We start from the raw sequence: 21,865 nt of genomic DNA, 5'->3' as shown, positions 1-21,865 counted from the left end.
ATAATAAACAATTTTTTACTCTGAATAACATGGAAGATAGTTATGACTAAAAACAAAGCAACAACAGTGCTAGGACTCTCAGTCCTTGCGCTTTCGATCTCTGCCAGTCTCAATGCGGCACCTGTTTTCACACCAAATGTGAATAGTAATTCACCTCAGTTAGAACAGCACAACCCTCTACCTAAGCGCTATATCGTTAAGTTCAAAAACGCTAATGCTGCAGCAGCTGGATTTTCTACCTCTGCCGCTTCTGATGCCTTTGACGATGCTCAGTACGAGCCGAGAAGTAACGAAGTGTTCTCGCATTTTCGTGCAATGAACAGCGTTTCCGCTAAAGAAATGAAACGTATCGGCCGCAGTAATAGCTACAGTGTCAAACTCGATAATAAAAACTTACAAGCGTTGAGATACCGAGCTGATGTCGATTACGTTGAAGAAGACGTCCCACGTCGATTACTGTCAGAAACCACACCATGGGGCCAAACCTATGTAGGCGCGACGGCAATCAGTGACAGCCAAGCAGGCAATCGCACCATTTGTATTATCGATTCAGGTTACGATTTAGGTCATAACGACCTTAATGCTAACAATGTCACCGGAACCAACAACTCAGGCACCAATAATTGGTATGAGCCAGGCGCTAACAATGCCCATGGTACTCACGTTGCAGGGACCATTGCCGCTATCGCCAACAACGAAGGTGTTGTCGGTGTTATGCCAAACCAAAACGCCAATATTCACGTGATTAAAGTGTTTAATGCATCTGGCTGGGGTTACTCTTCAGACCTTGTTGCTGCAGTAGATACTTGTGTCAATAACAATGCTGATGTCGTGACCATGAGTTTAGGGGGAACAGGCTCTAGTAATACTGAAAGAAACGCCCTCGCCGCCCATGAAAATAACGGCGTATTACTGATTGCTGCAGCAGGTAATGATGGTAATGACACCTTGAGTTACCCTGCATCGTATGACTCTGTGATGTCGGTTGCCGCGGTTGATAGCAACAAAGATCATGCAGCGTTTTCGCAATACACAGCCCAAGTTGAAATATCAGGTCCTGGTGAAGCAATTTTATCAACGGTTACACGAGGCGAAGGTCGTTTAGCGGATATTACCATCAATGGTCAATCTTATTTTGACAGCGGTATTGTGCCTCATAACCGTTATGTATTATCAGGCTCAAACCATGTCAGCACGCCATTTATTGGCACTGCAACTGGCGAATTAGCAGAATGTTCGGTCACTGGTAGCAGCTTTAATTGTGGCAATATGAGCAATAAAATTTGTTTAGTTGAGCGTGTCGGTAACCAAGGCAGCAGCTACCCAGATATCGATGCAGTTAAAGCCTGTGAAGCAGCGGGCGCAAGTGCATCTATTGTTTACAGTAATACTGCATTACCTGGGCTACAAAATCCGTTTTTGGTAGACAGCAATAACGAAGCACCGATTGTATCTGTATCTGTTGATCGCGCAACTGGCTTAGCTTTGCGTAATCAAGTTGGCGCCTCTGTCACTGTAACAAATACCGATAATGAAGATTATGAATACTACAACGGCACATCAATGGCGACGCCACATGTGTCAGGTGTTGCTACGCTAGTTTGGAGTCACCACCCGCAATGTAGCGCCGCGGAAATTCGTGCAGCGCTTAATGCTACAGCTGAGGATCTGTCTATTGCAGGTCGTGATAACCAAACTGGTTACGGTTTAGTTGATGCTGAAGCGGCAAAAGCCTACCTCGATGCGTCATGTACTGGACCTACCGATCCTGGCACTGGAGTTGGCGAAGACGAGCTTGTAAATGGCGTTGCTAAATCTAATCTCAGTGGTGGAACAGGTGATGAACTATTTTACACCATTGATGTGCCAGCAGGCGCAACAGATTTAAGCTTTACCATGAGCGGCGGCAGCGGTGATGCTGACTTATACGTTCAATATGGCGCAGCACCAACCACCAGCAGTTATGATTGTCGTCCTTGGAAAGGCGGAAATGCAGAGTCTTGCCCAATTACAACGGTGCAAACAGGCATATACCATGTGATGGTTCGTGGTTACAGTGCATTTAGTGGTGTAAGTTTAGTGGCTAACTATACTGAAGCATCAGGTGGCGGTTCAGGTGGTGGTACTGGCGGCGCGGCAACTTACACCAATAACACTAGCTACAACATCCCAGATAATAGTAGCGTCGGTGTTAGCAGTACTTTATCAGCGGCTCGCACTGGCGACTCTGGTGAAATCACTGTCAGTGTCAATATTAGCCATACTTATATTGGCGACTTAAAAGTTGAGCTATACAGCCCAACAGGTCAAGTGGCGGTATTGCATGACAACAGTGGTGGCAGTGCTAACGATATTGTTAAAACCTATACTGTTGATATGACAGGTGTTGAGTCTGCAGGCGACTGGACACTAAAAGCTGTAGACAGTGCAAGACGCGACACTGGCACCATTAATAATTGGCAGCTAACGTTTCAATAACGTTAACTCTGATTAGTTATTTATAGTGTGTTCATGCCTGTCAGCTCCCCTCTGGCAGGCATTTTTACATTTCACTGCTACCCTTTTGAAAATAATCAGCTTTACACTACAGCAGAGACTAATTTAATTGTGTTTCAGATGCACAGGCTCACTTCTGCTACAATAGCGCGCAAAAATAATAACGAGAACCACGCAGTTGAATACCATCAAAGACTTCATCATCATTGGCGCAGGGCAATCTGGGCTATCTATGGCATACAATTTAGGCCAACATAATAAAGATTTTCTCATTCTCGATGCTAACGATGGTATCGGTGCTCCTTGGTTAAAACGCTGGGATTCATTAAAACTTTTTACCCCGACCGAATACAATCATCTACCAGGAATGAAGTTTCCTTTCCCTAAAGGGTATTACCCCAATAAATATGAAGTGGCTGATTACCTTAAAAGCTACGTAGACACCTTCAATATCCCAATTGAGTTCAATCAAAAAGTCACTTCTGTCACTAAAGTTAATGGTATTTTTGATATAAAAACTGCCACAAGTCAGTTTCAGGCAAAACAAGTGATTGTTGCCACAGGACCATTCCACACCCCGTATACTCCAGCTTGCCATGAAAATGTGGCAAAAGAAGTCACTCAACTGCATAGCGAAAATTATAAAAATGCGGAGCAGCTTCAAGATGGTGATTGCTTGGTCGTAGGTGCTGGTGACTCTGGGGTGCAGATTTTATCTGAAATTGCCGATACAGGCCGCACAGCATACTTTTCAGGTACCGATCAAATTAAAGCAATACCACAAACCTTTTTGGGTAAAACACTATGGTGGTGGTTTACTAAAATTGGCTTCTTATCAGTTAACCGCTATAGCCGCATTGGCAAATGGCTAAGTAATGGGGTTCAACCAGTTATTGGCACTGACGTTAAATCCTTACTCGCTAAAGATAATGTCATCCATATGGGACGCACATTATCGGCAGATGAAAGTAGCATTACCTTCCAAAAAGGTAGCGTCAGTAGTATTAAAAATATTATCTGGGCAACCGGCTTCAAACCTAACTTCTTTTGGATTGACGGTATCTCATTTGATGAAATGAATTACCCCAGCAACTACCGCGGCGTCAGTAATGATGTCGAAGGGTTATATTTTATCGGCTTGCCATGGTTATACACCCGTGGCTCAGCCACTCTTGGCGGGGTTTATAAAGATGCAGAGTACTTGATGGGTTACATTTCAAAGCAGGCTCAAGCCGCATAAGCATAAGATAAAAGTTTAAATTTAATGCGGTAATACGCTAAACATCGCAAACAAAAAAGCGCACTGAGTCGAGACTCATTGCGCTTTTTTAATTAGCTAGTAATTTAACTAAGCTTAACTGATGTTTTGTACTTGTGATGCCAACAGCCAAATCGCTAATGCGAAAAATATCACACCCATAAACTTGTTTTGGTAAGTGCGAAACTTGTCATTCTTAAGTAATGGTTTACCTAAGCAGCCAACGAGTGCCACTAACAGTAAGTTGAACAACAGTCCCATCACATTAAGCAATAACCCCAGTGCTAGCATTTGTTCACCAGAACTCGCAGAAAGTTGAGTTGACACAAATTGCGGTAAAAACAGCACGAAGAATATTAGTGCTTTCGGGTTCAGTAAGTTACTAAAAACCGCACGGCGATACAGTAATTTGGCTAAGTTATTTTGCTGCTCAATTTCTGGAGCATCCGCTGCGCTACTGCGCATACAATCCCAGCCCATTTTTAATAAGTAAGCACCACCTAAAACTCTTAGCACTTCAAGTGCCATAGGGTTCATCGCCACTAATGCCGACACGCCCATCGCCGCTAGTAAGGTTAGTATCAACCCTGAAGTTGCATTGCCAAAGCTTGCGTATACCCCTACTTTACGGCCATAACTCAAACTCGAGCTGGCAATCAAAAGCATGTCAGGTCCAGGAATTAACAGTAACGCCACGACAGTAGTTAAATAAACAGGAAGTAAAGCCAGATCGATCATGATGAATTGCATTAGTGATTAAACAAGGCGCGGATTTTACAGCTATCCAACATGAATAAAAGTCATGTTGTTTTTAAATGTGAGCTACAGTCGGCAGAGTTTGTTTACAGCTGGCATCTAAAACTTAAAAACAGCAGCTATAAACTCCTTCAAGCAGCCTTTATTAGGCTTAAACAGAGAGCTAAAGTCAGGCTTTAATTAAGCTTAACTTGAGCTAATACCTTGATCTGTTGCTTAATACTCCACTTGAGCATCATCGGCCCCACTAAGGTGGTTATCGCAATAATCACTACTAATTCAGTAAATAACTTACTATCAATAATTCCCATTTGATAACCAAGTTCAGCAAACACTAAACCCACTTCACCTCTTGGGATCATGGCGCTGCCCACCACCGCTTTGGCTTGCCATGTTTTTCCGCCAAACCAACCTGCAAGCAACTTACTTACAATAGCCAGCAGCGACAACCAAACCAACAGCATGATCCCGCCAGAGCTATAATCTAGCTGGCTTAAATCTAAGCGAATCCCCACATACACAAAAAATATCGGCGCAAACACATCGACCATAGTCTTTGTCGATATTTCCATTTTGTGAGTAAAGGGAAAAGGATTCACTAAATAGCGATTCAATGGTGAAGTAAATTGCCGGCTTAATGCTAATCCCACAGCAAAACCGCCCAATAGCGCAGGCGCGCCAAACCAATGTGCTAACCACGAAAATAGGCAAATGAGCACCATGGTAATGATCACTTCATAACCTGATTTATCGGCCAAGGGTTTGAGAGCACGAGCCAGATACAAGAAACCGCGCGTCACTGGTGGTGTTAAAATCAAAAAAAGCAGTACTTTGGCGGTCAGTATTAACGAACTGACTAAATCAAACTCCCCAAAGCTTGCGAAGTTAAACAACAGACTTAGCAAAATGACGCCTGCAATATCATCGATAACAGCAGCGCCTAAAATCACATTACCTACCGGGGTTTGTGATTGTTGAGTTTGAGCTAAAACCCTAAGCGATATACCAATACTGGTGGCGGTTAACGCGCAGCCTAAATACAGCGCGGTAAAATAGGAATCAGTCAGGTAATAGGCACTACTTATTCCAATCATAATAATAGGAATAACGATCCCCAAAACAGCGACTAGCGCAGCGCGTCCTCCCGCTTGAGATAAACGCTTAATTGAGGTTTCGCAGCCAATTGAAAACAGTAATAAAATAACGCCGAGTTCAGCAACAACGGCCAATGTGGCATCTGGGGTAACCACATTCAACAATGTCGGTCCAAGCAGTAAACCCGCTAAAATTTCACCGACGACAGCAGGTAATTGAAGTCGCTCAAATATACTCCCTAAAACCTTGCCGCAAAGCAGAATTAAGCATAACGCAATAATGAACTGCTCTACTGTCATATACGCCTCCTAACTGCTGCGCCTTTGATTAAATATTGAGCGCTTCAATGATAAAGATCAAGGAGTAAATCAGCTGTTTTGCTACATTTGACTTAGGTAATGTATAAGGAATATATCAGGAGGTTGCCATGGATAAGCTATATATTATTGCTCAAAAAAATCAGCAGCAAGCCAATGCGGTGAGTGCAGGAGTTGAGCTAGCTAAAAAAATGAATTTACAGCCTGAAATAGCAGCCTATAGCTATGAATCATTCAGCGGCGATGCCTACTATAATCCACGAATCGCCGCTGATGTACGCCAGCAAATTTTAGCTAAACAAAAACTAGAACTAGAACAACAAATCAGCGATATAGCTGCTGACATGACTACAACTGATATCCCATTCAACATCACATGGTGTAAAAATCTAGCCGAGCATGCCAGCCAACATGCTAAACCGCGGCAATACGCGATGATGATAAAAGCAATCCATGAGTCCGAGCATTTTCTGCCTGTTGATTGGCAACTGATCCGCCACACCAAAATACCACTAATGCTATTAACCCATAATCTACTTAATAAAGCAGGGGCAATTTTAATGGCGGTGGATTTAGGCAGTAACAAGCCCGCTAAAAAAGCATTGAATCAAGCAGTGATTAACCAAGCACACCGTCTAGCTGAAATAACAGGTCAGGAGATCCACCTTGGTTTTGTTATTCGGATCCCTAAGATATTACGCGATATGGATATATTAAATAGCCGGGTACTGATTAAAGAAGCTTACGATAAGCACCAACAAACCTTAGAACAAATTGGCATTGACCGAGACCATGTTCATATTTTGGCAGGTAACGCTGATATGTGTTTATTTGAACTCAGCTGTCGATTAAAGGCGGAATACTTAGTCATGGGCGCAGTGCAGCGACAAGGGATTATAGGCAGAGTGATAGGCAATACATCAGAGGCTATTTTAGCGCGAAGCCGCAGTAATATTTTATTGGTTCCTCAGCAAGCCATTGATTAATAAATTGGCAGACGAACTGATGGATTAACTGATATGACGCAAAACTATCGCACTATGATGCTAAACAAAAAAGGCTTAGCAATTGATTGCTAAGCCTTATATATGTGCAATTTTACCGTATTATTTAACGGTAAAATGCTTCAACTGTGCCTTTAATTGTCATTAATAAAGGTTGGCCGCGACGATCTAACGCCTTGCCTGCTGGCACTTTTACCCAACCTTCACTGATGCAGTACTCTTCAACATCAAAACGTTCTTTGCCATTAACTTTGATGCCAATGTCATTTTCAAAAACAGCTTCAACATGATGTGGGCTGCGTGGATTAACAGAAAGGCGATCAGGTAAAGCGGGTTGTGAAGTTGTATCGTTCATGAGCATGCTCTGTAGTAATAGAATCTAGCGCTATTGTAGGCAATACAGGCGCTTTGCTCAAGTGCAGCCATCATATACTCATTAATAAATGTAGCAGCAAGGATGTTTGATTAGCGGTGCCAGTATCACTTAACTCCCTAGTCGTCGTTTAAAACAGAACTGACCATAAAAGTAACCTTATAGCGTTGATAATTACGCGAACAAAACAATGATGAATCTGGTAGAACTTAACAAGAAAACAGATGCTTAAAAACGGATTTATAATCTTAGTTTAAAAGACACGTTAATAAGCAAATTACAGCTTATAGCGGACAGGATAAAAATTAGCACCAACAAAGGTTAACGGCGAGTTAAATTCGTTAAAAAACTTTACATCTTTTTGACTAAATGAGTATTGACACAGAAGTGCTAGATGGAGGATATTCACACCTAGAATTATTGAAGGTAAATCACACTTTATAAAAAAATAATTTGCTAAGAATAAATAATGTTTCAGTAGCGTATTGAAACAGCACTCAACTGCTGTTATCGGACAACTATAATAATAATTATTGAAATAATTTGAATTGCCGATGACGCAATATTTACTCATGTTTGGGGACAAGCACATGCTATTTGAAGGTAAGTTAATTTCTGACTGTCCAATCCGTCAAAAAATTCGCGATTTTTATCGTATAGATGAAAACATCGCCGTAGATCATATTCTCCCTCTAGCAGAAATTAACGTTAGCGCCCGAAGTAAGGCTTGGGAACGAGCACGCCAAATGGTGTTGAAAATTCGCCAAGATCAATCTGGTAATGGCGCGATTGATTCCTTACTTAATGAATACTCACTCTCAAGTGAAGAAGGCGTGGTATTGATGTGCTTGGCAGAAGCACTTTTACGCGTACCTGATAAACATACCCAAGATGTACTTATTCGCGACAAAATCTCTCAAGGCCAATGGAGTAACCATTTAGGCAGCAGTGACTCATTATTTGTGAATGCTTCTTCATGGGGCTTATTGATCACAGGCTCAGTGGTAGACTATGCAGATAAGCGCACTAAAGATCGCTTTGGATTATTAAAGAAAACCATTGGCCGATTAGGCGAGCCCGTGATTCGAACTTCAATGAACTACGCCATGAAAATCATGGGTAAGCAGTTTGTGATGGGCGAAACTATTGTCGCAGCAACGGAGCGTGCCGCCACAAAAGAACAACAAGGTTATGTATATTCCTACGACATGCTCGGCGAAGGCGCACGTACTATGGACGATGCCGACCGTTATTTAGCATCGTACCAAGACGCCATCGAAGCCATTGGTAAAGTCGCCCAAGCGTCGGGTAAAAATGACCCAAGAAAAGTCCCCGGCATTTCAGTTAAACTTTCCGCTATTCACCCTCGTTACGAATTTACCCATAAATCGCGAGTGATGAATGAAATAGTGCCAAAGCTTAAAGCACTATGTTTGCAGGCCAAAAAATATAATATCGGCTTGACCGTTGATGCTGAAGAGTCAGAGCGATTAGACATCTCACTTGATGTTATCGAAGCTGTGTTTAGTGACGATGATTTAGCTGGCTGGAATGGCTTTGGTATTGCCTTACAAGCCTATCAAAAACGTGCGATTTTTGTGGTCGATTGGCTACGTGAATTAACCGTTCGTGTTGGACGTAGAATGATGGTCCGCTTGGTAAAAGGCGCCTATTGGGATACCGAAATTAAGAATGCCCAAAAGGACGGTCATAAGCACTTCCCTGTTTTCACCCGTAAGTCATCGACCGATGTGTCATTCCATGCCTGTGCTAATAAATTATTAGGCTACAGAGACACTATTTACCCGCAATTTGCGACACATAATGCTTATACAGCAGCGACTATTGTAGAGCTTGCTGGTGATGATAAAGAAGGTTTTGAATTCCAGTGCTTACACGGCATGGGCGATTCACTTTATGATCAAATTGTCAGTGGCGAGCATATTCAATGTCGAATCTATGCGCCAGTGGGTCACCATGAAGATCTACTCGCTTATTTGGTTCGTCGTTTATTGGAAAACGGTGCTAACTCATCATTCGTTAATGCCATTGTTGATGAGTCAAAACCGGTTGAGTCACTACTTGAAGACCCAGTAGAAAAAACTCAGCGATTAAAAGAGAAATACAATCAGCAAATCCTTAAACCGATTGCATTATATTACAGTGAAGATGGCGAAAATCGTGATAACTCAAAAGGTTTAGACTTAACCAACATCAACGAGATCACGCCGCTAAAAGAGTCACTTGATAACTGGTTCACTAGCAAACAACTTAATGCCACTGATGTGCCAGAAGGTGCGGTAGCGGTGAAAAACCCAGCCAATCACAATGAAATCATTGGCTATCACCATTTCCACGATAAAGATGCAATGCTTGGGATGATCGACACTGCGCAAACCGCATTCGCTTCATGGTCACAAGTGTCTGTCATTGAACGCGCCGCGTTATTAACCCGTATCGCAGATATCCTAGAACGCCATACCGATGAGCTAATAGCTTTATGTATTAAAGAAGCTGGTAAAGTCGCCCAAGACGGTATCGATGAAGTGCGCGAAGCCGTCGATTTTTGCCGTTATTACGCTAACCGAGCAATTGAATTAGCAGAAGATGACCGCTTAGAGCCTCGCGGCGTCGTGTTATGTATTAGCCCATGGAACTTCCCGTTAGCTATCTTCTTAGGTCAAGTTGCTGCAGCCATTGCCACCGGTAATACCGTGTTAGCAAAGTCTGCTGAGCAAACCAGCTTAATTGCTCTACGTGCTATTGAGCTGATGGAGTATGTTGGCCTTCCTAATGGTGTTGTCCAAGCTGTGATCGCCCCTGGTAACTTAGTCGGTAGTGTTATCTTGCCAGATGAGCGCATTCAAACTGTGATGTTTACAGGCTCAACTGAAACTGGCACTAAAATTTCGCAAATCTTGTCTGAGCGCGGCGGCCACCAAGTGCCTTTGATTGCTGAAACAGGCGGTCAAAACTGTATGATCGTTGATTCAACCGCCTTACCTGAGCAAGTGGTGGATGATGTTATTTCATCTGGTTTCCAGTCTGCAGGCCAACGCTGCTCGGCGCTGCGGGTGTTATTTCTACAAGAAGATATAGCTGATAATGTCATTACCATGCTGAAGGGCGCACTGGCTGAATTACACGTTGGTAATCCTGAATTCCTCAGTACTGATATTGGCCCTGTTATCGATCAAAAAGCACTGAGCGCATTAAACGCCCACAGTGACTACATGAGAGACTATGGTAAGTTGCTATATCAATGCGATATATCAACTGAAGTCGCTGACAATGAACACTTCTTCTTTGCGCCGCGCCTTTATGAAATCAATGATATTAGTGTATTAAAGCGTGAAGTATTTGGTCCATGTGTCCATGTGGTTCGCTTTAAAGGCGATGACATAGAAAATGTCATCGATAGTATTAATGGTACAGGTTTTGGCTTAACCATGGGAATACACACCCGAATAGAGCACAGAGCAATCGATCTAGCCCGTTTATCGCGTGCTGGTAATGTCTATATCAACCGCAATATGATTGGTGCGATTGTCGGTGTACAACCATTTGGTGGCCGTGGTCTTTCAGGGACAGGTCCAAAAGCCGGTGGGCCAAATTATCTAACACGTTTGGTAAAAGAAAAAGCCACGCCTGATGTTGATGATTTTGACTTATTACCGCCGCAAGCCATTGAAAAAGATTGTGATGAACAATCTATATCCGAAGCAACACTGTTGATGGATAGAGCCAATGAAGTTGAAAAACAGTGGCGCTTAACCGACTTAAATACTCGTACCTCTTGTGTACGTCAATTACTAGCTAAAATTGCCCATGTTGATATTGTTGATGATTTGGCAGACGATTTAAATTACACCTTAAAGGTCTCTCGTGAACAATTAATTGATATTGAAAAGCGCTTGAAAAAGCCTAAGGTGTTGCCTGGACCAACAGGTGAATCTAATATCCTTTATTTGGAAAACCGCGGTAATATTATTTGTTTTGCCGACGAAAACGTCAGCTTCCACTTTTGGGTTCTCTCAATCGTCACCGCATTGGCAACAGGTAATACTGTTATCACTGTGGTGTCTGATTTGTACCATGATGAAGCCTTGGTATTTAGAGATAAATTAATCGCCACCGGCGCTGATAAAAATATCTTCCAAGTGGCAAGGCACCGTCATTTACCAACACTATTGGCTCACCCTAAATTATCGGGTGTGGTTATTGATGGTAATTGCGATCGCAAACATTACATCAGTGAGAAATTAGCTGAACGTCAGGGCGCAATTTTACCTGTGATCAGTTCTGAATATTTCGATAACTTGATCCAGCGTCTACTGACAGAAAAAACCGTGAGCATTGATATCACCGCATCCGGTGGTAACACTTCTCTGATGACGTTAGTTGAAGATGATTAATACTCCTTTATCAACCTAGCCTTAAACAGGTAAGTGTGCATTTGATGTAATTATAAAAAAGCGAACCACACATGGTTCGCTTTTTTTAATGCATTTAATAAAGGGCAAAAGACTGCTAAGCACTTACGCAGCGAACAGCATAAGCGGCTATATATGATTGCTAATTCACCAATCGACAGCCACATACGGTATTACTGGGCTGAAACAACACCACGGCAAAATCCTTTGCTTCATCTTGTTCGATAATCTGTACGCTAAGATTGTGCATACCGTCGCGAGTCAAATTAAGATTACTCACATATGATAAATATTGATAATGCTTTGGCGGTTGCTGGTTTTCAGCCATTGGGCTTTCTTGTTTGGTATTCACTGAAATATCATAAATCATGTTTTCAGTATCAATATGATTCACCTGCCCTTGCATCGATAGAGTTCCAGCGGAGGTGCCATCGATATTAAAGTAACGATAATGCACCTGAGCTTGTCCATCTTTAGATAACATATCAACCAATAGGTAGTGATTACTGTCTTGCTGGTCATTATTGCGATTGAACAACTCCGAGCTACAACTGAGCATAAAACTCGGAGAGGTTGAAGTTAGACTCGCTATGACCCCGATACTGCTGATCAATAAGGCCAATATGATGATATTAATCGCCCAGCGCCATGTTCTAGTCATTGTTAACCTCCCTGCACTGAATTTGTTGAATTAACCACATATCTCAACTCCTTTTAACCACTCCTGACTGACAAAGCTTTTCGGCTGCCTTAAATCACTGATTTTGAGATTACGAATAACAGATTGGCCGAAATGCTCACCACGCAAGGTCACGTTTAAAACCTGCTTGTCATGGGATAGTGATAAATAAACACTTTTCCAGGAGGTGTTAGTGCATTGCGAAAGACTTTGCTGAAGCTGCATGCCTTGGGCTTGCAATAAGGCATTATTGGTTTTGGTTCGAGAGTATAAAATCACATCGACAGTTTGGCCCGATGTTAACTTCACCGTGCTAATGCTTGCTGGCATAACAGGTAAAGAGTTCGGTTTTGAAAAGTTCATCAACACAATGCCACTAACCAGTAATGACAAAATAAAAATGATGGCTATGATAATCAATCGTTTAAATTTACCTGAAAACCACATTTGATCTTTTTTACGGCTACGGTGATGTTTTAATAAATACCCCTGCCCTTTGACCGTCTCAATGAGTGTTTCATATTGAGGCCCTAAAAAGCCCCGCAATGTAAAAATAGCATGAGCGACTGAAGCATCACTTAGCGGCTGCTCTTTGCCATCACCTGTTTTTAGCAATGGCTTGGCCACAACCTTGCCTTGGTAATCAATCAATAGACTCAGTACTTGTAACTCAGCACGTGGAAGACGCCAAGTTTCACCACTGTCGCTATTAACTAATTCACCCTTCGCTTCATCAAATCTGCAATGGCCTAATTGCATGGTTACATCCCAAGAGTTACTTAATATTATCAGTCTAAATCAACCATCAAAAAATTCTGTGATCCTGCGTAATTTCGCTCTGCTCAGTTGCACTTTTGAGGCAGATAACCATGCTACAACAACAAATTGAGACTTAAATCACACAAATTAATAAACTAAATGCAACTTTAGAATCATTAAAACTGACTTTAATCTTTATTAATCTCATTAATAGCGTGATTTAGGCCTCACTTTTAGCTAACTCAGCTAAAAATCCACCTTTAGTTCTTCTTAATTGTTGAAGTTTTATTAGCCAACTTTCCCTTATTTCAACCACTGTATTTCTCTGCTTTACATCACACTATTAATTCTCCCATTGCTTACATTAGACCCATCGAGCAGCGCTGAGTGATTCAAATAAGAAACCTGCAGACTCGAAGATATGAATACAAGTACGACTTAAAACAAAACAAGCACTCAAGCTTGTAGTTAATACATAAGTACTTAGACACAAGAACTTAGACATAAAAACTTAGCAGTAACATTAGAAATAGGGTGATTATTATGAGCATAAATAGACGTCAGGCATTAACCCAAATTATTGGTATCAGCACAGTTGCAGCTGGAGCAACCTTAGTAGGTACTTCGGCATTCGCGGCCACAGATGAAAATGGCAATTTCCGTTTAGAACTGGGTGATAAATTAAAATATGTACCATTAGATGCAATGGCAACAGCCAAACTAGCCTATGAAACAGGTGGCGGTTGTATGCATCAAGTTTTCCATTCAATCGTTACGAAACTATCCGAATCTTCAAGTGCTGATGCAGCAAACTTTGCGTCAATCCCTACAGCGTTAGCTGGCTACGGTTGGGCTGGGATTGTGGGACAAGGTACTATTTGCGGTAACTTAAACGCCGCGGGTATGTTAATTAATATTCTTGATGATATTAACGACCAAAATTCTGCGATTATTGCTGCGTCATTCCGTTACTACGAAAGAACAGACTTACCATTATCTTCTGATGAGTTTGTTGCTGGTATTGGCTCTACAGCTGAAAAAAGTGAGCTTGTAGGCAAAACTTCAGTGGCTAACAGCCCATTATGTCATTCATCTATCAGTAACTGGTCTGCCATTAATGGTGGTAAACCTTTCGTTGAAAAAGGTGAACGCTGTAAACGTCTGTCTGCCAGCATGGCTTACTACATTGTCGACCTACTTAACCGCGCTTATGCAGCTGAAGATATCTCAATTTTACCTGAAGCAATGGCATCAGAAGAGACTCAAGCTTGTCAAACTTGTCACGGCACAACTGAAACTATGGGCAGTGCAGCCAGTGTTAAAGGCGACTTAGAGTGTCAAACATGTCATACTGGTCATTTTAATTAAGGAGCCCATTATGAATCTTAAATTATTGAGCGTCTTGCTGGCCAGTTCGCTGCTTTTGATGGGTTGTAATGATGATGACGATACTAGCACTGATCCAGTCGACCCACCGGTCGTTGAGCCACCAGTAACAGATCCAGTCGACCCACCTGCAACTGAAGTCATTACTATTAATGATGCAGACACGGTTGTTTTAACAGTGGACGAGTACGATGCGAGTTCTGGCGCATTAACTTTTAGCCTAGATAATGGTGATGAAAAAGCGATCACTGACGCAACTAACTACAGCATTATGTATTTTGGTTACCCAGATCCTGCGGCGTCATCATCAAATGCCAAAGCATGGAAGCGCTGGCATGTCAGTCAAACGTTTAATTGCGATACCAGCAGTGAAGACGCTTGCGCAGGAGTACTGACTGAAACAGAAACTGAAGGACAATATACCTTTAATGCCGTTGACCTTGATCTTGAAAGCAAAGCAGCTGCAGGTGCTGTAGAAGTATTTAAAGTTGCTATTCAAATTCATGGTGAGAAAGCATCTAATGAATTCGAGCTAATTCCCGCAGGAGAATAGCCATCACCCGGCCTGATACCGTCCCCGTAAAAGGCATTAGGCATTCACAGCCGTAGCGGTTTGCTACGGCTTTTTTTGTTTTTATTAGAGCATTAATTAAATGTGGACGGTAAAGATAATGAATAATTCCCAGTCAACTTAAGCAATAGTGGGCTTTTGTTCTTTAGCCGTCTTTTTTGGCATTTTGAGCTTATTTATTTTGATTTGTGCATGTTTAAGTTGGTACATGTTTTTATCTGCTACTTGAAATAGCTCACTAACAGAATGGTCTTTACCTTCAGCTACAACATGGCCCCATGCAAAGGCTAGCTGAAAACTGATATTTTGATATTTTATGGTGCAACAATTATCTTCAATGCGATTAATAAAGCGTTTTACATCAAAGTCTTTTTTAGGTACTGAAAATACTAATACAAATTCATCACCACCGACTCTTGAAATGATATCAGCGCTGCGAAACTCTTTGGCTAAATTTAATGAGAATTGCGCCAAAATATGATCGCCAGCAAGGTGTCCATGGCTGTCATTAATTTGTTTAAAGTTATTCAAATCGATATAAATGAAACAGAATTTGCTATTGGTTTCATTTTTATCATTACGTAAATCGCGGAGTTTTTTCTCTAACCCGTAACGGTTTGATAATTTGGTTAAATGATCTTGTTGAGACTTATCAAAAAAATGCATTCGTGAAACAGTCAGTGCGGTTTGCTCTGTGATGATGTCGAAGTAATTGAGCTCAAGCGGTGATAGTTTTACGATTTTCTCACCAAAGCTGCCAAACGCCATTACGCCTAAGGCTTTAGCGTCCACAAACAAGGGATAATTCACCACAGTGCGTAAATTAAGTTTTGGGGTGACATCGTGATCAGCTTGAGGTTCAACCAATAGATCTTCGGTGTAAAAGATTTTTCGTTGACCAAGCATCATTTTAAAAATGGGATCAGTATTACAATTAATACGAGGAACATTTCCGGACATGACATCAGCATTTGGGCCAACGCCAGCCACATGATTAATCCAGCCCTTATGTTTAGCATCGACGATATATATCCATACATCAGTCAGCCGGAACAATTTATCGGTTTCAATTTGTAAAAAAGCGGCCATTTCCTGAAGAGAACTGACTTTATTTAACCCTTTACTTACCCGCACTAAGGAGTCAAAAAGCTCCGCATAGCGCTCGTTAGATGTCACACTCATTACTTGTTTCATAGGCTTTCGATGCTTCAAATAACTTTAGAAAATACTACAACCACTTCCATGGGCCTTTTCTTTCAGTAATAGTTAAACACTTGCTAATGTTGGTAGTAGGTTCCTTCCAATCTATTTAGTTCATCAAGTTTAACTAATCATTAATTTTATCCTATTAAAAATACCAGGAAACAGCTACAAATTTATGAAAGTTATAGAAAAATCGAGAGTTTAATCAAACTTTTATAAAACTAATTACTTGTCCAGTTTGGCCTTATAAACTCTTAAATAAAATCATTTAACGAGGTTAACTTTCCGTCTATATTAAGCGTCTATTGAAGTGCTATTTAGCCCTATAATGAAACAATAAATTTGATAAAATACAGTAAACGTTATTACCATCCTTTTTAATTGCGCTAATAAGTAACAAATTTACGACAAGAAGAAAGTAACTAGTGTATGACGAGAAGTAAGTAACAATAGAATTAACCAATATTTCATTTAAAGTGCTATGACCGAAAAAGAATTCTTACTGCAAAATTTATTAGCTATCTTAACTGCTCAACGTCAAACAGCACTCGCGGCTGCAGAAGATGCTCATAATGACGCCACTAATGAGCAAAGTGTTGCTGAAACACAATACGACACTATTGGATTAGAAGCGGCGTATTTAGCCCATGGACAATCGCAACGGGTGGCTGATATTGATGTAATGCTCAAACGCTTAAACGCTATGGTGCTTAAAGGTTTCAATGAAGAAGATGAAATCGCCTTAGGTGCTATCGTCACCTTACAAGGCGGCATGACCTGTTGGTTAATGCCTGTCTGCGGTGGCATAAAACTCAATGACGGTAAGATTGTCGTTATTACTCCGCAATCCCCACTAGGACAAAAGCTGGATAGCGCAGAAGTGGGTGAAAAGCTTGATGACGGCAGGTTAATTCTAGCTGTGCGGTAACCTTTTATTAGCTGATTAACAATGCAAGCTATCCAGTTATGCTCAAACGACACCTCATTTGATTCATTCCGTTACCCCTCAAAATAACCTTGAGCATTTATCACTGTGAAATATCGCCTTTATATCCAATATTTAATACTGATTCGGCACAACATTTGAACTTTAACCTTAATCAAACTCCATAATACAACTTACTTACACTTCATCTTCCTAACACGACCTCTTCGTAACACTACCTCATCAAAATGCTAGTTAACTAAAATTCTGAACTTAAGCTGAACGAATAAGAAATAAAAGTTAATAATTACAATTAATTAATATTGCATCAAGCTTCTATTAGGGTATCAACATTGATAATGGTTTACCGGTTAATTCAACCGTTAATAGATCATATAAATCTATTTGACTAGCGAGTTAGCCTCAATTAATTAGTCCAGTTTTTAAATGTAACCCAGCAGAGGAAAAACAATGGAGCCACAGTTAGTCGAAGTTAAAGACTTCGTGTCATTCACCCTAGCAATTATTACCTTATTTATAGGTAAGGGGATTATCTCGCAGTATGAAATATTACGTAAGTACAGCATTCCTGAGCCTGTTGTGGGCGGGTTTGCCTGCGCGATCATCGTCGGTGTGCTCTATTATGCCTTTGGATTACAAATAGAATTTAACCTTGATGTCAGAGATGTGCTTTTACTATATTTTTTCGCAGGCATTGGATTAAAAGCCGATTTCGCAACCCTAATTAAAGGTGGTAAGCCTTTACTTATTTTATTAGTGCTATCTAGCACCTTCATCATTTTACAAAATGTTATGGGAGTGAGTGTTGCGACCTTATTTGGCTTAGACCCTAAAGCTGGCTTAATGTCAGGTTCTATTTCTCTCATAGGTGGTGTTGGCACAGCCATGGCATGGACTCCTACCTTTGTTGAGGAGTTAGGAATTACTAATGCCAGCGAGTTAGGCATAGCATCTAATACCTTAGGCCTTATCGCAGCTTGCGTAATTGGTGGCCCTATTGCAGCATATTTAATGAAGCGGCATAAAGTAAAACCCAACTTAAATGATGAGCTAGATATTGGTGCTAGCCATCAAGAGAATAGCAAGTCAATTAAAGTCGATTATTTTGGGGTATTACGCGCTTGGTTATGGCTCAATGTCACGTTAATCATGGGTTACTTTCTTGACTTAGGATTACAAGGTGCAGGCCTGAAACTGCCGATGTTTGTAGCATGTTTACTTGCCGGTATTATTATCGGCAACATAGGGCGCGTCATACTCAACCGTAATAAGGATAAAGACCAAACCTACATTGAAGATGCCTCCAGAGGATTAACCTTAATCCAAGATATCTGCTTAGGTATGTTTTTAACCATGGCGTTAATGAGCTTAAAAATATGGGAACTTGAAGGCAGTTTAGCTTACATCTCAGTGGTGATGACTTTACAAGTGATTCTTTCCATTGTATTCACCATTTTCGTGGTCTTTAGAATGATGGGCAAAGACTATGAAGCTGCGGTGATATGTTCTGGTTTTGGTGGGGTAACTTTAGGGTCAACTGCAACAGCTATCGTCAACATGACGGCGGTTTCTCAGCAATATGGCGCAGCCCACAGAGCCTTTATTATTGTGCCTTTAGTGTGCGGATTCTTTATTGATATCATCAACGCAATGATTATTAATATGTTCGTGAGCTTTTAATCACTCAATTTTAACGGCCAACAATATCAAAAAGGCGAACTAAGTTAGGTTCGCCTTTTCATTTTAAAGCTGCTGCAAACTCTTAACTCAGAGTTAATCCACCAGCATATCTGTTCGAACAAGCTTAGCGAGTAATGCTGCAACAGGACTATTTAATCCATTGTCGATGGGCTTTGACAGTCACCCAAGTGACTATCAACAAATACTATCAACAATTGGCTAATGTAATGACAAAACAGCGATTGATACACATAAATAAACCCTCACTAATCTGTGAATGTATGATCTCAGGCAAATTAATGATTACTAATACTTGCTAGGATCGCCGCAAATTTTAGTGGGTAATAAACATGCAATTAGATTTAAATGGTATGACACCAAAACAGTTTCTTGAGCAATACTGGCAAAAGAAACCATTGGTGATCCGTCAAGGCTTTAAAAACTTTGAAGATCTTCTATCACCTGAAGAAATGGCAGGGCTTGCTTGCGAAGACGTGGTTGAATCACGCCGCGTATTTAAAGCAAACGATGAATGGCAAGCAGAATTTGGCCCATTTGAATCCTATGAAGAATTAGGTGAAACAGACTGGACCTTAATTGTTCAAGCATTGAATAACTGGGTACCTGAAGCTGAAAACCTACTCAAGTGTTTTGATTTTATCCCGCGCTGGCGCTTAGATGACGTTATGGTGAGTTACGCCACACCAGGCGGCGGAGTCGGCCCACATATCGACTTATATGACGTATTCATTTGCCAAGGTTCAGGCAGACGACGTTGGCGAGTGGGCGATCTTGGGCCGCACAAAGAATTTGCAGCCCACCCTGCACTGCTGCATACCGAAGCATTTGATCCGATTATCGATGTAGAATTGCTCCCTGGTGATATCTTATACCTACCACCGGGCTACCCTCATGACGGCGTAACACTTGAGCCTTCAATGAGTTTCTCTGTGGGATATAGAACCGCATCAGCTAAAGATATGGTCAGTGCATTAGCCGACCACATCATCGACAAAGACCTATGTAACGAGCAGATTGCCGATCCTGATCGCAGCTTAAGCAACAATTCAGGCATTGTGAATAACAGTGATTTAGAGCGTATCAAACAACAACTGTTTGCGACTTTAGATGACAAACTCGTCAGTGAATTTAGCGGACGCTTCTTAACTCAATCTAAGTGTGAATTGGATTTACCCGATGAATGTTTAGGTTTCCAAGCTTTAGATATTACTGAGCAATTAAAGCAGCAACCACTAGTTAAATTAGGCGGTTTACGCACATTGTACTTTGAAACAAGCATTGCTGATGGTGTGCTTTATATCAATGGCGAGCAATTTACCCTTACAGCAGATATAACAGCCAATCGCGAAGCTTTCATTGCATTGTTATGTGATACCCAAGAGCTTACCGTTGAAGAACTCAGTCCATTTTTAAATGATGAGCTACTCGTTGCGCAGCTAACTGCTTGGGTTAATGCAGGTTACTGGTACTTTGAAGAAATAGAGTAATTCATACTTAAAATCTAACTTAAGATCGAACTTAAGATTAAGTTAGTTATAGGATTAGATACCTAGCACTATTCAAAACAGAGTTTAAAAGAAACGCTTTAAAAAATGGTTCAACGGCACACGTCGCTGAACCATTTTTTTCATAATCCCAAAATATGCTAATGAAAAAAACTTAAGCCAAACCAATCTACAACTACCTTCAATCAGTTAATTTCATCAATTTTGCTCATCTAGACATAAATTAGTCTTGTTCAGTCTTAACAACAGTCCAAAATTAAGTCACAATGAACCTAATATCCATCTAGACGGCTAAAACATGAGAAAATCATTAAAGCAGCGTTCGTCCGATCACCACCGTGGAATTTATTTTATTGGTACGACGCCACCCAAGATAGACACCGACTTTGAGTCGGTAAGCACTATTGCCGATAAGCTATTAGCCCGCCTTGATGAAATTAGCTTTGATGGATTGATCATCTATGACATTCAAGATGAAACCAGTCGTATTGACACCCCAAGACCTTTTCCATTTAAGGCCACCCATGACTCTGGCACATATGCGCAACTGATTAATCAGAAATCAGGCAAGCCTGTGATCGCGTATAAAAGTGTCGCGGGGCTTGATGAGCAGAAGTTTACTGAGTGGTTATCACGTGCTTGGTATCAAAATAATGTCAAAGATCTCGTCTTAGTGGGCTCTCCATCTGCCCAAGCAACAAGCTCGTTATCTTTAAAAGATGCATACAGCACGTTGGCGGCTCACTCGAAAGATTTTTATCTTGGCGGCGTAGCCATTGCCGAGCGCCATTTAAGTAAAAAGAATGAACATATTCGTCTAATTAATAAGTCTAATCAGGGCTGTGAATATTACATCACTCAAGCGGTGTATAACGCCGAGGCGACAATTGATATGCTGACGAGCTATGCAGAAGAGTGCGAGCAAAATAATGTAAAACCTAATCGCGTCATTCTGACATTCTCCCCCTGCGGCAGCGCTAAAACCCTTGAGTTTATCAATTGGTTAGGCGTCTCTGTTCCTGAGGCCACCAGCAAACGAATTTTATCAGCAGCTGATCCACTATATGAATCAATTAAGGTTAACCATAGTAATCTACTGACAATCTTGGAAGCCGTGCTTCCCCTCAATATCCCATTGGGGCTTAATATTGAAAGCTTAACGAATCGTAAAACAGAAATTGACGCGTCAATTTTGATGTATAAGCTACTGAAAGGCACCATGGATCAGGCTTTAGCTCAAAATCAAATTAATCAATTTGTTCAACATAAAAGCTAATCTTCAGTAATAATAAACAGCCTGCCCTATGATGAGCCCTCATCATAGGGCTTACAGCCAATGCTTATTTTCAAATGCTTAAGTTCAAGTGTTCTAATCGAAATATA

At 41.1% G+C, this 21,865-nt stretch carries 16 protein-coding genes; 10 read left to right on the top strand and 6 right to left on the bottom strand.

Annotated elements, in window-relative coordinates; all coding sequences use genetic code 11:
• Positions 1–42: 42 nt before the first annotated feature.
• Positions 43–2,478, top strand: coding sequence for a S8 family serine peptidase (locus tag AC0L4E_RS03130; protein WP_473677959.1), 2,436 nt, complete (start codon positions 43–45; stop codon positions 2,476–2,478).
• A 196-nt stretch (positions 2,479–2,674) separates the two neighbouring features.
• Positions 2,675–3,736: a flavin-containing monooxygenase gene (locus tag AC0L4E_RS03125; protein WP_473677958.1), complete on the top strand. Its 1,062-nt coding sequence runs from the start codon at positions 2,675–2,677 to the stop codon at positions 3,734–3,736.
• A 114-nt stretch (positions 3,737–3,850) separates the two neighbouring features.
• Here the strand turns inward: AC0L4E_RS03125 and AC0L4E_RS03120 are convergent, their stop codons facing one another.
• Positions 3,851–4,492: a LysE family translocator gene (locus tag AC0L4E_RS03120; protein ID WP_473677957.1), complete on the bottom strand. Its 642-nt coding sequence runs from the start codon at positions 4,490–4,492 to the stop codon at positions 3,851–3,853.
• A 194-nt stretch (positions 4,493–4,686) separates the two neighbouring features.
• A complete protein-coding gene (locus AC0L4E_RS03115) occupies positions 4,687–5,904 on the bottom strand; it encodes a cation:proton antiporter (protein WP_473677956.1) in 1,218 nt (405 codons plus the stop codon).
• A gap of 128 nt (positions 5,905–6,032) precedes the next feature.
• Between AC0L4E_RS03115 and AC0L4E_RS03110 the strand changes: the two genes are divergently transcribed.
• Positions 6,033–6,908: a universal stress protein gene (locus tag AC0L4E_RS03110; protein WP_473677955.1), complete on the top strand. Its 876-nt coding sequence runs from the start codon at positions 6,033–6,035 to the stop codon at positions 6,906–6,908.
• Positions 6,909–7,032: 124 nt separating this feature from the next.
• On the opposite strand, the gene AC0L4E_RS03105 is transcribed toward AC0L4E_RS03110, so the two are convergent.
• On the bottom strand, positions 7,033–7,281 hold the full coding sequence (locus tag AC0L4E_RS03105) for a DUF3297 family protein (RefSeq protein WP_153913974.1): 249 nt from the start codon (positions 7,279–7,281) through the stop codon (positions 7,033–7,035).
• 608 nt (positions 7,282–7,889) lie between these two features.
• On the opposite strand from AC0L4E_RS03105, the gene putA reads away from it, so the two are divergent.
• Positions 7,890–11,714: a bifunctional proline dehydrogenase/L-glutamate gamma-semialdehyde dehydrogenase PutA gene (gene putA, locus AC0L4E_RS03100; RefSeq protein ID WP_473681488.1), complete on the top strand. Its 3,825-nt coding sequence runs from the start codon at positions 7,890–7,892 to the stop codon at positions 11,712–11,714.
• Positions 11,715–11,874: 160 nt separating this feature from the next.
• On the opposite strand, the gene AC0L4E_RS03095 is transcribed toward putA, so the two are convergent.
• Positions 11,875–12,393 (bottom strand): hypothetical protein, encoded by a 519-nt coding sequence (locus AC0L4E_RS03095; RefSeq protein WP_473677954.1) that lies wholly within the window; start codon positions 12,391–12,393, stop codon positions 11,875–11,877.
• 30 nt (positions 12,394–12,423) lie between these two features.
• Positions 12,424–13,170: a winged helix-turn-helix domain-containing protein gene (locus AC0L4E_RS03090; RefSeq protein ID WP_473677953.1), complete on the bottom strand. Its 747-nt coding sequence runs from the start codon at positions 13,168–13,170 to the stop codon at positions 12,424–12,426.
• 543 nt (positions 13,171–13,713) lie between these two features.
• On the opposite strand from AC0L4E_RS03090, the gene AC0L4E_RS03085 reads away from it, so the two are divergent.
• On the top strand, positions 13,714–14,538 hold the full coding sequence (locus AC0L4E_RS03085) for a cytochrome c3 family protein (RefSeq protein WP_473677952.1): 825 nt from the start codon (positions 13,714–13,716) through the stop codon (positions 14,536–14,538).
• Between the two features lie 10 nt (positions 14,539–14,548).
• Entirely contained in the window at positions 14,549–15,109 is a 561-nt protein-coding gene (locus AC0L4E_RS03080) for a hypothetical protein (protein WP_473677951.1), read from the top strand.
• A gap of 138 nt (positions 15,110–15,247) precedes the next feature.
• Here the strand turns inward: AC0L4E_RS03080 and AC0L4E_RS03075 are convergent, their stop codons facing one another.
• Entirely contained in the window at positions 15,248–16,321 is a 1,074-nt protein-coding gene (locus AC0L4E_RS03075) for a sensor domain-containing diguanylate cyclase (RefSeq protein WP_473677950.1), read from the bottom strand.
• Positions 16,322–16,811: 490 nt separating this feature from the next.
• Between AC0L4E_RS03075 and AC0L4E_RS03070 the strand changes: the two genes are divergently transcribed.
• From AC0L4E_RS03070 to AC0L4E_RS03055, 4 genes are all read left to right on the top strand, one after another.
• Entirely contained in the window at positions 16,812–17,258 is a 447-nt protein-coding gene (locus AC0L4E_RS03070) for a hypothetical protein (RefSeq protein WP_473677949.1), read from the top strand.
• A 468-nt stretch (positions 17,259–17,726) separates the two neighbouring features.
• Positions 17,727–18,956 carry a sodium/glutamate symporter gene (gltS, locus tag AC0L4E_RS03065; RefSeq protein ID WP_473677948.1) on the top strand — a complete coding sequence of 410 codons (1,230 nt, stop codon included), beginning with the start codon at positions 17,727–17,729 and terminating at the stop codon, positions 18,954–18,956.
• Between the two features lie 350 nt (positions 18,957–19,306).
• Entirely contained in the window at positions 19,307–20,464 is a 1,158-nt protein-coding gene (locus tag AC0L4E_RS03060) for a JmjC domain-containing protein (RefSeq protein ID WP_473677947.1), read from the top strand.
• Positions 20,465–20,780: 316 nt separating this feature from the next.
• The gene (locus AC0L4E_RS03055) at positions 20,781–21,758 is read left to right on the top strand and encodes a methylenetetrahydrofolate reductase (RefSeq protein WP_473677946.1); all 978 of its coding nucleotides are present in this window, start codon (positions 20,781–20,783) and stop codon (positions 21,756–21,758) included.
• The last annotated feature ends 107 nt before the right edge of the window (positions 21,759–21,865 follow it).

Source organism: Shewanella sp. GJ50-10, assembly GCF_055808815.1.
Note: the sequence above shows the minus strand (reverse complement) of the source record. Positions and strands in the feature narration are given on the sequence as shown.